Source organism: Thiothrix nivea DSM 5205, assembly GCF_000260135.1.
GTDB lineage: Bacteria > Pseudomonadota > Gammaproteobacteria > Thiotrichales > Thiotrichaceae > Thiothrix > Thiothrix nivea.
The window spans coordinates 3,337,111-3,349,432 of sequence record NZ_JH651384.1 but is presented as its reverse complement, the minus strand read 5'-3'; the positions used below and the strand labels follow the sequence as shown (position 1 = coordinate 3,349,432).

25 protein-coding genes are annotated in these 12,322 nt (G+C 50.8%); all 25 read right to left on the bottom strand.

All coding sequences use genetic code 11. The annotated features are described in order from the left end of the window. Positions 1-972 (bottom strand): biotin synthase BioB, encoded by a 972-nt coding sequence (gene bioB, locus THINI_RS16845; protein ID WP_002709750.1) that lies wholly within the window; start codon positions 970-972, stop codon positions 1-3. Positions 973-982: 10 nt separating this feature from the next. Beyond that, entirely contained in the window at positions 983-1,360 is a 378-nt protein-coding gene (locus THINI_RS16840) for a hypothetical protein (RefSeq protein ID WP_002709749.1), read from the bottom strand. A gap of 160 nt (positions 1,361-1,520) precedes the next feature. Beyond that, complete coding sequence (gene rplQ, locus THINI_RS16835; protein ID WP_002709748.1) at positions 1,521-1,904, bottom strand: 50S ribosomal protein L17; 384 nt, start codon at positions 1,902-1,904, stop codon at positions 1,521-1,523. 24 nt (positions 1,905-1,928) lie between these two features. Further along, complete coding sequence (locus tag THINI_RS16830) at positions 1,929-2,933, bottom strand: DNA-directed RNA polymerase subunit alpha (RefSeq protein WP_002709747.1); 1,005 nt, start codon at positions 2,931-2,933, stop codon at positions 1,929-1,931. Between the two features lie 26 nt (positions 2,934-2,959). Further along, positions 2,960-3,580, bottom strand: a complete 621-nt coding sequence (rpsD, locus tag THINI_RS16825; RefSeq protein ID WP_002709746.1) for a 30S ribosomal protein S4 — start codon at positions 3,578-3,580, stop codon at positions 2,960-2,962. A gap of 12 nt (positions 3,581-3,592) precedes the next feature. Continuing rightward, on the bottom strand, positions 3,593-3,997 hold the full coding sequence (gene rpsK, locus THINI_RS16820) for a 30S ribosomal protein S11 (protein WP_002709745.1): 405 nt from the start codon (positions 3,995-3,997) through the stop codon (positions 3,593-3,595). Positions 3,998-4,029: 32 nt separating this feature from the next. Continuing rightward, positions 4,030-4,386 (bottom strand): 30S ribosomal protein S13, encoded by a 357-nt coding sequence (gene rpsM, locus THINI_RS16815; RefSeq protein WP_002709744.1) that lies wholly within the window; start codon positions 4,384-4,386, stop codon positions 4,030-4,032. Positions 4,387-4,461: 75 nt separating this feature from the next. Then, positions 4,462-4,575: a 50S ribosomal protein L36 gene (gene rpmJ / locus THINI_RS24485; protein WP_002709743.1), complete on the bottom strand. Its 114-nt coding sequence runs from the start codon at positions 4,573-4,575 to the stop codon at positions 4,462-4,464. A 31-nt stretch (positions 4,576-4,606) separates the two neighbouring features. Further along, positions 4,607-5,956, bottom strand: a complete 1,350-nt coding sequence (gene secY, locus THINI_RS16810; protein ID WP_002709742.1) for a preprotein translocase subunit SecY — start codon at positions 5,954-5,956, stop codon at positions 4,607-4,609. A 12-nt stretch (positions 5,957-5,968) separates the two neighbouring features. Continuing rightward, on the bottom strand, positions 5,969-6,406 hold the full coding sequence (rplO, locus tag THINI_RS16805; protein WP_002709741.1) for a 50S ribosomal protein L15: 438 nt from the start codon (positions 6,404-6,406) through the stop codon (positions 5,969-5,971). 1 nt (position 6,407) lies between these two features. Continuing rightward, positions 6,408-6,596 carry a 50S ribosomal protein L30 gene (gene rpmD / locus THINI_RS16800; protein ID WP_002709740.1) on the bottom strand — a complete coding sequence of 63 codons (189 nt, stop codon included), beginning with the start codon at positions 6,594-6,596 and terminating at the stop codon, positions 6,408-6,410. 3 nt (positions 6,597-6,599) lie between these two features. After that, entirely contained in the window at positions 6,600-7,109 is a 510-nt protein-coding gene (gene rpsE / locus THINI_RS16795; protein ID WP_002709739.1) for a 30S ribosomal protein S5, read from the bottom strand. Between the two features lie 58 nt (positions 7,110-7,167). Continuing rightward, positions 7,168-7,521: a 50S ribosomal protein L18 gene (gene rplR / locus THINI_RS16790; RefSeq protein ID WP_002709738.1), complete on the bottom strand. Its 354-nt coding sequence runs from the start codon at positions 7,519-7,521 to the stop codon at positions 7,168-7,170. A gap of 11 nt (positions 7,522-7,532) precedes the next feature. After that, positions 7,533-8,072 (bottom strand): 50S ribosomal protein L6, encoded by a 540-nt coding sequence (gene rplF / locus THINI_RS16785; protein ID WP_002709737.1) that lies wholly within the window; start codon positions 8,070-8,072, stop codon positions 7,533-7,535. A 14-nt stretch (positions 8,073-8,086) separates the two neighbouring features. Further along, complete coding sequence (rpsH, locus tag THINI_RS16780) at positions 8,087-8,482, bottom strand: 30S ribosomal protein S8 (protein WP_002709736.1); 396 nt, start codon at positions 8,480-8,482, stop codon at positions 8,087-8,089. Between the two features lie 15 nt (positions 8,483-8,497). Next, positions 8,498-8,803, bottom strand: coding sequence for a 30S ribosomal protein S14 (gene rpsN / locus THINI_RS16775; protein WP_002709735.1), 306 nt, complete (start codon positions 8,801-8,803; stop codon positions 8,498-8,500). A gap of 17 nt (positions 8,804-8,820) precedes the next feature. Then, entirely contained in the window at positions 8,821-9,360 is a 540-nt protein-coding gene (gene rplE, locus THINI_RS16770; RefSeq protein ID WP_002709734.1) for a 50S ribosomal protein L5, read from the bottom strand. A gap of 8 nt (positions 9,361-9,368) precedes the next feature. After that, complete coding sequence (gene rplX, locus THINI_RS16765; protein WP_002709733.1) at positions 9,369-9,686, bottom strand: 50S ribosomal protein L24; 318 nt, start codon at positions 9,684-9,686, stop codon at positions 9,369-9,371. Between the two features lie 30 nt (positions 9,687-9,716). Beyond that, a complete protein-coding gene (gene rplN / locus THINI_RS16760; protein ID WP_002709732.1) occupies positions 9,717-10,085 on the bottom strand; it encodes a 50S ribosomal protein L14 in 369 nt (122 codons plus the stop codon). A 16-nt stretch (positions 10,086-10,101) separates the two neighbouring features. Further along, positions 10,102-10,371: a 30S ribosomal protein S17 gene (gene rpsQ / locus THINI_RS16755; protein ID WP_040840981.1), complete on the bottom strand. Its 270-nt coding sequence runs from the start codon at positions 10,369-10,371 to the stop codon at positions 10,102-10,104. Between the two features lie 8 nt (positions 10,372-10,379). Further along, on the bottom strand, positions 10,380-10,577 hold the full coding sequence (gene rpmC, locus THINI_RS16750) for a 50S ribosomal protein L29 (protein ID WP_002709730.1): 198 nt from the start codon (positions 10,575-10,577) through the stop codon (positions 10,380-10,382). Continuing rightward, on the bottom strand, positions 10,577-10,990 hold the full coding sequence (gene rplP, locus THINI_RS16745) for a 50S ribosomal protein L16 (protein WP_002709729.1): 414 nt from the start codon (positions 10,988-10,990) through the stop codon (positions 10,577-10,579). Before rplP ends, rpmC begins: the two co-directional genes overlap by 1 nt. 12 nt (positions 10,991-11,002) lie before the next feature. Further along, positions 11,003-11,695, bottom strand: coding sequence for a 30S ribosomal protein S3 (rpsC, locus tag THINI_RS16740; RefSeq protein ID WP_002709728.1), 693 nt, complete (start codon positions 11,693-11,695; stop codon positions 11,003-11,005). Between the two features lie 9 nt (positions 11,696-11,704). Continuing rightward, positions 11,705-12,037, bottom strand: a complete 333-nt coding sequence (rplV, locus tag THINI_RS16735) for a 50S ribosomal protein L22 (protein WP_002709727.1) — start codon at positions 12,035-12,037, stop codon at positions 11,705-11,707. 9 nt (positions 12,038-12,046) lie between these two features. Continuing rightward, positions 12,047-12,319: a 30S ribosomal protein S19 gene (rpsS, locus tag THINI_RS16730; RefSeq protein WP_002709726.1), complete on the bottom strand. Its 273-nt coding sequence runs from the start codon at positions 12,317-12,319 to the stop codon at positions 12,047-12,049. Positions 12,320-12,322 lie beyond the last annotated feature (3 nt).

Here is a 12,322-nt window from a genome sequence, read left to right as displayed (position 1 = left end):
TCACAAAAAGGCGTTACCGGGGCGTCCGGCTTCCGCTTCGATCCCCAAACGGGCAAACAACTGCATATCCTGACTTTCCTCCGGGTTGTCAGTCGTCAGCAGCTTGTCGCCATAGAAAATGGAATTGGCTCCTGCGAAGAAACACCATGCCTGCATTTCATCCGTCATCTCGGTACGACCTGCGGACAGGCGCACATAGGATTTCGGCATCATGATGCGGGCAGCCGCGACAGCGCGGATAAACTCAAGAGGATCAAGCTTTTCTGCCCCTGCCAGTGGTGTCCCTTCAACCCTGACCAGATCATTGATTGGCACGGATTCCGGGTGGAACTTCATGTTCGCCAGTTGCTGCAATAACCGGGCGCGGTCAAGACGGGTTTCACCCATGCCAAGGATGCCACCAGAGCATACATTAATGCCTGCATTACGCACGTTATCCAGCGTATCCAAACGATCCTGATAGGTTCGAGTGGAAATGACATTGCCATAAAACTCAGGGGAAGTGTCGAGATTGTGGTTGTAGTAATCCAGCCCTGCATCCCTAAGTCTTAGCGCCTGCCGGTCAGTCAACATCCCCAGCGTGACGCAGGTTTCCATCCCCAAGCCCTTGACCGCCTGAACCATTTCGACCACACGATCGAGATTTTTATCGGTCGGGTTGCGCCAAGCAGCACCCATGCAAAAGCGGGTTGCACCATGATCACGCGCCGTTTGAGCCGCCTCCATCACTTCCTGCAAAGGCAACAAACGTTCACGTTCCAACGAAGTATCATGTTTGGCGCTTTGCGAACAATAGCCACAGTCTTCAGGGCAGGCTCCCGTCTTGATGCTCAGCAGGGTACTGACCTGAACCTGATTGGCTGGAAAATTGTCCCGGTGCACCTGGTGTGCCTGAAACATCAGGTCACTGAAAGGCATCGCCAACAACGCATTCACTTCCTCGATGCGCCAGTCATGACGTAATTCCGACATTGCTTTTCCCTCAATGAGTTTGGGTCGTATCCTGCCATTCTTCGCGGTTTATCTGCATGATCTGGCGAATGGAGAGCGGCAGCAACACAACCACACAGAATATCCATAACGCCCACCACCAGTTTTTGAAGAAGTCACCTGGGGCAAACGTCAAAATCGGTACCAGCGCACCAGCCAGACCGTAATAATGATATGCACCGATTTGTGTATAGTAGCCTACCCTGGAATTTGGGTGGTGACGAAACATCGCATATACAAACATGGATGCCCCAAACCACAAGATAAACACAGGGAAAGGAATCAGAACAGCCAAAATATTCCCATAATAAAATATCTTGGCTGTCTTGCGGGCTTCATCCGCTTTAATGACATTGGAGCTGTCTTGCATGGTGATCCAATCCAAAAAATGCGTAGTCTAGCAAGCTACTTTAGCGGCTCAATGATATAAAGCAAGCTGACCAAACGCAAAAAGGCCGAACAATGTCGGCCTTTGCTATAGGAGCCAGCCATTAGGCGACCCGCGCTGCACGGCAAGCTCCTACAATGATTTACTCCGCAGCAGCCCGAGCACCGTCTGCATCATCAACCAAGGCAACATATGCCATTGGGGCATTGTCGCCAGCACGGAAGCCACATTTGACGATACGCAGATAGCCACCTGGGCGGCCTTTAAAGCGTGGGCCGATTTCGTTGAACAGCTTACCCACCACGTCTTTATCACGCAGACGGGAGAAAGCGATACGGCGATTGTGGACAGAGTCCTCTTTCGCGCGGGTGATCAACGGCTCCGCCACACGGCGCAGTTCTTTTGCCTTTGGCAGGGTTGTCTTGATCGCTTCGTAGCGGATCAGTGAGTTGGTCAGGCTTTGCAGCAGGGCTTTACGGTGGCTGCTGTTACGGCTCAGTTGACGACCAGTATTACGATGACGCATCTTCTATATCCTTCAAAACCGTGGTTAACCCACTTTGCTTTCACGGTGGTCAAGACCTGCTGGTGGCCAGTTGTCCAACTTGGTACCCAGAGTCAAACCATGCTGTGCCAGCACATCTTTAATTTCAGTCAGTGACTTCTTGCCCAGGTTTGGCGTTTTGAGCAGCTCAGTCTCAGTACGCTGTACCAAGTCGCCAATGTAGAACAGATTCTCTGCCTTCAGGCAGTTGGCTGAACGTACAGTTAGTTCAAGATCATCAACCGGGCGCAATAGGATCGGGTCGATCTCTGGCTGGGACTCTTCACGGCGTACCGGTTCTTCAATACGCAGATCAAAGAATACCGCCAACTGCTGTTGCAGGATCTGTGCGGCCATGCCGATCGACTCTTCCGCATTGATGGAACCGTTGGTCTGGATTTCCAGTACCAGTTTATCCATGTCAGTGCGTTGTTCCACGCGCGCGCTGTCAACATTGTAAGCAACGCGCGTAATCGGGCTGTAGCTTGCATCCAGCACCAGAGTTCCCAACGGCAACTCAGGTGAATCAGGGCCACGGCGCACGGAAGCCGGTTGATAACCACGACCACGGGTAATAGTCAGGCTCATTTCCAGTTCGGTGTCATCCTTGGTGATGTGCGCCAGGACATGCTCGGGATTGATGATTTCAACATCGTGATCCTGTTCAATATCCGCTGCGGTCACGACACCCTTGCCTTTTTTCTTCAGGGTCAGGGTCGCTTCATCACGTGCATTCAGACGGATGGCCAGATTTTTGAGGTTCAGCAGAATCTCAACCACGTCTTCCTGCACACCTTCGATACTGGTGTATTCATGTACAACACCGGCAATTTGCACTTCCGTTACCGCGCTGCCCGGAATGGAGGAGAGCAGGATACGGCGCAGGGCATTGCCCAGTGTGTGGCCAAATCCGCGCTCCAGTGGCTCCAGTGTAATACGGTAGGTGTTTAAACCTGCTTCTTGCACTTGAACATTACGCGGCTTCAGCAATTCTGTTGTTTTCGAGGTCATACTTGTCTCTCGAACCTGATCAATGATTACTTGGAGTACAATTCCACAATCAGTGATTCATTAATTTCGGCTGGCAGATCGCTACGGTCTGGTACTGACTTGAACGTACCTGTCAACCCCTTGGCATCCACATCAACCCATGCGGGGAAACCCATCTGTTCAGCAACAGCGACGGAATCCTGGATGCGGGTCTGCTTCTTGGCTTTCTCACGAATAGCCACAACATCACCGGGTTTAACCTGATAGGATGGGATGTTGACGGTTTGGCCGTTGACGCTGATTGCCTTGTGGCTTACCAGCTGGCGGGATTCGGCGCGGGTAGAACCAAAGCCCATGCGGTAAACAACGTTGTCAAGACGGCACTCCAACAGTTGCAGCAGGTTTTCACCTGTGGAACCCTTGCGGCGTGCCGCTTCAGTGAAGTAATTACGGAACTGGCGTTCCAGTACACCGTAGATACGGCGAACTTTTTGCTTTTCACGCAACTGTACGCCGTAGTCGGAAAGGCGTGCCTTGTTTTCACCGTGCTGGCCTGGGGCTTTATCCAGTTTGCACTTTTTTTCTAGCGACACACTGCGGCTCTTGAGAAACAGGTCTGTGCCTTCGCGTCTGCTCAGCTTGCAGGTAGGTCCAATATAACGTGCCATGACTATCTCCCGTTACACACGACGTTTTTTTGGCGGACGGCAGCCGTTGTGCGGAATCGGCGTTACATCCACAATGGTGTTGATCCTGAAACCAACATTGTTCAGCGCACGCACAGCCGACTCACGGCCAGGGCCAGGCCCCTTGACTTCAACATCAAGGTTTTTCAGGCCATAATCTTTGGCTGCATTGCCAGCGCGCTCAGCCGCAACCTGGGCTGCGAACGGGGTGCTCTTACGGGAACCACGGAAACCGGAACCACCGGAAGTCGCCCACGCCAAAGCATTGCCCTGACGGTCGGTGATGGTTACGATAGTGTTATTGAATGATGCATGGATGTGCGCAACACCGTCAGTGACAGTTTTCTTTACCTTCTTGCGAAGGCCAACAGTTGCACCTTTTCTAGGCTGTTTTGCCATTACTTACTCTACCTGCAATCTCAGTATTACTATTACTTGCGAATTGGACGGCGCGGCCCTTTACGGGTGCGTGCATTGGTCTTGGTACGCTGGCCACGCATAGGCAGGCCACGTCTGTGGCGAATGCCACGATAGCAACCCATGTCCATCAAACGCTTGATGTTCATGGAAACCTCACGACGCAGATCGCCTTCAACCAGGAACTTGCCTACTTCCAGACGAATGCGCTCAACTTCATCTTCACTCAGGTCGCGGATTTTGGTGCTAGGCACAACATCCGCTGCCTTACAAATGTCAGCAGCACGTGGATGGCCGACCCCATAAATTGAGGTTAGGCCAATGACAACATGCTTGTTGACAGGAAGATTGATACCCGCAATACGAGCCATTGAAATCTCTCCAGACTACCGGGAAAACGGGCGATTGTGCCAGAACCCCTTCTAATTATCAACCCAAACCAGTTCTTAACCTTGGCGCTGTTTGTGGCGCGGGTCAGAACAGATAATACGTACTACACCGTTCCTGCGGATAACCCGGCAGTTACGGCACAACTTTTTTACTGAAGCTCGAACCTTCATGATAAAAACCTCTCGACGATAACTCAGCAGATCAGCGCAATGTGCCTGGGCGTGTCTGCGCTTTGAAATTGGCCTTCTTCATCAGACCTTCGTACTGGTGTGACATCATGTGCGCTTGCAACTGGGACAGGAAATCCATCACAACCACCACAATGATCAGCAGTGAGGTGCCCCCGAAATAGAAGGGCACATTCCAACCGAGAATCAGGAATTCCGGCAACAAGCAAACCAGCGTAATGTAGATGGCACCGACTGCGGTCAAACGGGTCATAACGCCATCAATATATTTCGATGTTTGCTCACCGGGGCGGATACCCGGAATAAACGCACCTGCTTTCTTCAGGTTGTCGGCTGTCTCACGCGAGTTAAACACCAACGCGGTATAGAAGAAACAGAAGAAGATAATGGCCGCCGCGTAAAACATCACATACAAGGGCTGACCAGGTTGCAGCATATTGAAGAAGCCTTGAATCCAGCCCAGATTACTCGCCTCACTGAACCATTTACCCAGTGTAGCCGGGAACAGGATGATACTGGACGCAAAGATTGGCGGGATAACCCCAGCCATATTCAACTTCAGCGGCAAATGGCTGGATTGCCCCATCATCATTTTACGGCCTTGCTGACGGTTGGCATAATTAACCGTGATGCGGCGCTGGCCACGCTCAACAAAAATGACAAATGCAGTCACCAACAACACCAATGCCAGCAACACAATCACCAAGAAAGGCGATAATTCACCCGTATTCACCAGTTCCAACGTACCGCCAATCGCCTTGGGCAAGCCAGCAACGATACCTGCAAAAATAATCAGGGAAATACCGTTACCAATGCCTCGTTCGGTAATTTGCTCACCCAGCCACATCAGGAATAAGGTTCCAGTCACCAAGGTAACGACGGTAGTGATGATAAAGCTAACACCAGGCGACAATGCAACTGTCTGGCCGCCACTAACTTCTTGGCCACCCAAGGCAATGGCTATACCAAAACTTTGGAACAACGCCAGCACTACAGTCCCATAGCGAGTATACTGGGTAATTTTACGCCGACCAGATTCGCCTTCCTTCTTGATCTGTTCAAGCGAAGGTACAACTGTCGCCATCAACTGCATAATGATGGAGGCAGAAATATATGGCATGATCCCCAGCGCAAAAATGCTAAAGTTTTGCAATGCGCCACCGGAAAACATGTTAAACATTCCCAAGATAGTGCCACTGTTTTGCTCAAAAAACTGGGCAAACGCTGCCGGATTGATTCCTGGAACAGGAACATGTACACCGATCCGGTAAACGATCAACGCCAGCAGTACGAAAACCAACCGCTGGCGAATCTCAAGCATGTTTCCAAAGCCCCCAAGGGAACCTGTAGGGTTCTTGCGCATCTTTGTTATCCGTTATTCTTCGACCTTGCCGCCCGCTGCTTCAATGGCTTCACGCGCACCTTTGGTCACCCCAACACCCTTGACAGTAACAGCTTTGTCAACTGTACCGGAAAGGATGATCTTGGCTTGCAAGGTTTGGGCGTCAATCACATTTGCTGCTTTCAGAGCCAGCAGATCGATCATATCGCCTTCGACTTTCGCCAGTTCGCTCAAACGAACTTCAGCAGTGCGACGGCCAATACGAGAAGTAAAGCCAAATTTTGGCAAACGGCGATGCATCGGCATCTGGCCGCCTTCAAAGCCCTTACGGTGATGGAAACCACCTTTACGGGATTTCTGACCTTTGTGACCACGACCAGCAGTTTTACCCAAGCCAGAACCGATACCGCGACCTACACGGGTGCGATCAGGACGGCTACCTGCATCAGGTTGTAGCGTATTCAGTTTCATCTTAAGCTTCCTCAACCTTCAACATGTAGGAAATCTTGTTGATCATACCACGGTTTTCCGGGGTATCGATCACAGTAACCGGATTGTGGATCTTGCGGATACCAAGACCACGGGCGCACTGCTGATGACTCTTCAGGCGGCCATTCAGACTGCGCACCAACGTCAGTTTGAGTTGTTTCGCGGAAGTCATATCTTACCCCTTGATATCGGCAACGGTTTTGCCGCGCTTGGCAGCAATCATTTCAGGATCCTGCATGGAACCCAGCGCAGCGATAGTCGCACGCACTACGTTACCAGCATTACGGGTACCCATACATTTGGAAAGCACGTTGCGTACACCAGCAACTTCCAGTACCGCACGCATCGCACCACCAGCGATTACACCTGTACCTTCGGAAGCCGGCTGCATGTAGACACGCGCAGCGCCTTTCTCATATTTGATTGGGTACTGCAAAGTGCCGTCAATCAACGATACGCTCACCATATTACGGCGCGCCTGATCCATTGCTTTCTGGATGGCGGCTGGCACTTCACGTGCCTTGCCATAACCAAAACCAACCCGACCATTGCCGTCACCTACCACTGTCAAGGCGGTAAAGCTCATGATACGGCCACCTTTTACGGTTTTCGCAACACGGTTAACCTGTACCAGTTTCTCTTGCAGACCGTCGGACGGTGCTTGTGTATTTTCTGCCTTCGCCATTGGATAAACCTTTAGTTTCAATCCACCCCCGGCTTTACCAATTACCGGGAGAATATCTTTAGAATTTCAGACCGGCTTCACGAGCGCCATCTGCCAGCGCCTTGATGCGACCATGATATTTAAAACCAGAGCGATCAAAAGCAACAGAATCAATACCTTTTGCCAACGCACGCTCAGCAACCAACTTACCGACTGCCGCAGCAGCCGCAACGTTACCTGTATAATCCAGACCTGTACGCAGATCCTTATCCAGCGTTGAAGCTGAAGCCAGAACTTGAGAACCATCAGAAGTGACGACCTGCGCATAAATATGCATGGAGGTACGGTGAATACTCAGACGGTTAACACACAATTCGCGCATTTTCATGCGGCTGCGCTTGCCTCGACGAATACGGGATACTTTCTTGTCCATCTTAGCTCACCTTACTTCTTCTTCTTGGTCTCTTTGCGCAGAATCACTTCATCCACATACTTGACACCCTTGCCTTTGTAAGGCTCTGGTGGACGGTATGCGCGAACTTCTGCCGCAATTTGACCAACCTTTTGCTTGTCGCTACCACGAATGACAATCTCTGTCTGGCTCGGGGTTTCGACCGTAATACCCTCAGGCATTTCATGCACGACTGGGTGTGAAAAACCCAGACTAAGATTCAGCTTACTGCCCTGGGCTTGGGCACGATAACCAACCCCAACCAGTTGCAGCTTTTTCTCAAAGCCTTCACTAACGCCGATGACCATGTTATTTGCCAACGCGCGGGTAGTACCAGCCAACGCCCAGCCAGCGGAATCACCTTCACGCTTGGCGGCGAATTTCAGCACATTGTCGTCCTGAGAGACCTCTACAGCATCGTGCACTGGAAAGTCAAAAGAACCTTTACTTCCTTTGACTTTCAGGCTCTGCCCACTGATGCTGACTTCTACGCCTTTCGGCAGAGCCAGCGGTTTCTTTGCAATTCTTGACATTTCAAAGTCCGCCTTTATTCAACCGTGCAGATGACTTCGCCACCCTGGCCAGAGGCGCGGGCTGCTCGGTCACTCATGACGCCTTTGGAAGTAGATACAATAGCTACACCGTATCCGCCCATGACTGTCGGCAATTCATCCTTTCCACGGAAAATACGCAGACCGGGACGGCTGATACGCTTCAGCTTGCTGATAACCGGCTTGCCCTGAAAATATTTCAGTTTTACAGTCATGACAGGCTTGCCATCCGCTTCACCTGCTTCAAAACCAGCAATGTAGCCTTCACTTTGCAGCACTTCCAAAATAGCTTTTTTCTGCTTGGAGGCAGGGAAAGCAACACTCGCCTTGCTTGCCATCTGACCGTTACGGATGCGGGTCAGCATATCGGCGATAGGATCACTCATGCTCATCTTTGTTTCTCTCCCTTACCAGCTAGCCTTGGTCAAACCTGGAACATCACCACGCATGGCAGCTTCACGCAACTTGTTACGGCACAGGCCGAATTTGCGATAAACAGCATGTGGGCGACCAGTCAGGTTGCAACGGGTCATCTGGCGAACCGGACTACTGTCACGCGGCAGCTTTTGCAGCTTTTCGTTCGCTTCCATCACAGCTTCGAAAGAACTTTCGGGGCTGCTGATAATTGCTTTCAGTGCATCTCGCTTGGCTGCGTACTTGGCGACGGCAGCGGTACGACGTGCTTCACGGGCGATCATGGATTTCTTGGCCATTGAATCTTCTAAACCTCTTACTGTCTGAAGGGGAACTTGAAGGCTTCGAGCAGTGCCCGTCCCTCTTCGTCAGTTTTTGCTGTAGTGGTGATGGTAATATTCATACCACGTAAAGCGTCGATTTTGTCGTAATCAATTTCCGGGAAAATGATTTGCTCTTTGACGCCCATGTTGTAGTTACCACGACCATCAAAAGCACGCCCATTCAAACCACGGAAGTCACGCACACGCGGGATGGAGATATTGATCAAACGGTCCAGGAACTCGTACATCTTTTCACTGCGCAGCGTAACCATACAGCCAATTGGCCAGCCGTCACGAATCTTGAAGCCTGCAATTGACTTGCGGCTCATCGTGACAACAGGCTTCTGACCTGCGATCTTTGCCATATCGCCAGTAGCATGTTCGATGATCTTTTTGTCACCGACAGCTTCACCAAGACCCATATTCAGGGTAATCTTGGTGATTTTCGGAACTTCCATTGTGTTCTTGTACCCGAACTTATCGGTCAATTCCTTGACGACAGTATCGCGGTAAAACTGATGCAGTCTTGCCATTTTACACCTTAAGCGTCTACGCGCTCACCATTGGATTTGAAGACACGGATTTTCTTGCCATCTTCCAGGAGCTTGAATCCAACACGGTCGCCCTTACCAGTAGCAGGGTTAACCAGCATTACATTTGAGGCATCCATCGGCATTTCTTTCTCAATAATGCCACCCTGAACACCTGCATTTGGGTTTGGCTTAACGTGTTTTTTTACACGGTTAACGCCTTGGACCAAAACCTTGCCATTTGCCAACACCTGCGTAATTTTGCCACGACGGCCTTTATCTTTGCCGGTGATGACAACTACTTCGTCATTGCTGCGAATCTTGCGCATCTTATGTCACCTACTCTAGTCGCGGCAGCCTTACAGTACTTCAGGTGCCAGTGAAATAATCTTCATGAACTTCTCACCACGCAGCTCGCGGGTAACAGGTCCAAAAATACGGGTACCAATCGGGTCGAGCTTGTTGTTCAACAAAACCGCTGCATTATTGTCGAAGCGAATTTTGGAACCGTCACGACGACGAACACCATGGGCGGTACGAACGATGACTGCATTATATACGTCACCCTTTTTAACCTTGCCACGAGGAATCGCGTCCTTGATACTCACCTTAATAACGTCGCCGATACCGGCATAACGACGGTGAGAACCACCCAGAACCTTGATGCACATGACTTTCTTGGCACCACTGTTATCTGCAACTTGCAGAATGGATTGCATCTGGATCATTTATATTCTCCGTCCCTTATGCCTGCTCAGGGGCACGTTCAACAATCTTGATCAGAGTCCAGTGCTTTGTCTTGGACAAAGGACGGCACTCCTTGAACAATACGGTATCGCCTTCGCGGCACTCATTGTTCTCGTCATGAACATGATATTTCTTGGAACGCTTGATGAACTTGCCATACACCGGATGCTGAACCTGACGTTCCATCAGCACGACGATGGACTTATCCATCTTGTTGCTAACAACACGCCCCATCAGGCTGCGTTCTACTTTGCCTTCTTCATTCATGCTCATCGTTATTCACCTGCCGCCTGCTTTTGCGCAAGCACTGTCTTGATACGGGCAATTTCACGGCGCACGCGCTTCACTTCGGAAGGGCGTGACAGCTGACCGGCTGCCTTTTGCATACGCAGCTTAAACTGCTCTTTCAAGTTTTCAACCAGCTCTTCTTTGAGCTCGGTTGCAGATTTCTGGCTGAGTTCTGCTGCTTTCATTACATCACCTGACGAGAAACGAATGTTGTTTTCATCGGCAGTTTAGCGGATGCAAGACGGAATGCCTCACGCGCAACTTCTTCTGCCACACCTTCAATTTCGTAGAGAACCTTGCCTGGCTGGATCAGTGCAACCCAGTATTCAACGTTACCCTTACCTTTACCTTGACGAACTTCCAATGGCTTCTTGCTGATTGGCTTGTCAGGGAACACGCGGATCCAGATTTTGCCGCCACGACGTACATAACGGTTAATGGCACGACGCGCAGATTCGATCTGACGGGCAGTAAGGCGACCACGTTCCACAGCTTTCAGGCCGAAATCGCCGAAGCTGACTTTGCTTCCCGCCAGCGCCAGACCACGGTTGCGGCCTTTCATCTGCTTGCGGAATTTGGTTCTCTTGGGTTGTAACATCTCAAACCTCTATCACTTCTTCTTTCTGCCCTGACCCTGATTTTGGCCAGATTGCTGTTTTTGCTCCAGATCGAAGACTTCGCCTTTGTAGATCCAGACCTTTACGCCGATAATGCCGTAAGTAGTCAGCGCTTCAGCCGTTGCATAATCAATGTCGGCACGCAGGGTATGAAGCGGCACACGACCTTCGCGATACCACTCAGTACGGGCAATCTCTGCACCATTCAGACGACCTGCAACACTCACTTTCACGCCCAGAGCACCCAAACGCATGGCGTTACTTACGGCACGCTTCATGGCACGGCGGAACATAATACGACACTCCAACTGGCTGGCAATGCTTTCTGCAACCAACTGCGCATCCAGTTCCGGCTTGCGGATTTCTTCAATATTGAGCTTGACGTTATTGACGTGCAAACCCAGCTTGGAAGCAGTTTCTGCGCGCAGCTTCTCAATATCTTCGCCTTTCTTGCCAATCACCACGCCAGGACGGGCAGTGTGAATGGTAATGAATGCGGATTTGGCCGGACGCTCAATCTGGATACGGCTGACGGAAGCCTCTTTCAGCTTCTTTTTCAGGAAGGAACGGACTTCCAGATCCTTGTGCAGGAAATCTGCGTAGTCTTTGCCTTCAGCGTACCATTTGGAACGCCAGTCAGCTGCGATACCAAGACGGATACCGGTTGGATGTACTTTCTGACCCATACTAAAACCTTATTTCTCGCCTACAGCGACAGTAATGTGACTGGTACGCTTCAGGATGCGGTTGGCACGTCCTTTAGCACGCGGCATGATACGCTTCATTGTTGGGCCCTGATCAACAAAGATGGTCTTGACGCACAGTTCGTCAACATCAGCACCTTCATTGTGTTCTGCATTAGCAATAGCAGATTCCAGAACCTTCTTGACCATTGCAGCACCTTTTTTAGGGCTGAACGCCAGAACATTCAAAGCTTTATCAACTGGCAGACCACGAATCTGATCAGCAACCAAGCGACACTTCTGAGGAGAAATACGCGCAAAGCGCAATTTAGCTGCAACTTCCATCTCTACCTCTTACTTCGACTTCTTGTCGGCTACGTGACCACGGTAAGAACGGGTCAGCGCAAACTCACCCAACTTGTGGCCTACCATGTTTTCATTCACCAGCACCGGAACGTGCTGCTTGCCGTTATGAACCGCCAGAGTCAGGCCGATCATTTCCGGCAGGATCATGGAACGACGCGACCAAGTCTTGATAGGACGACGGTCATTGGCCGCTTTGGCAGTTTCAACCTTTTTGATCAGATGATGGTCAACGAAAGGACCTTTCTTTAGTGAACGTGGCACTGT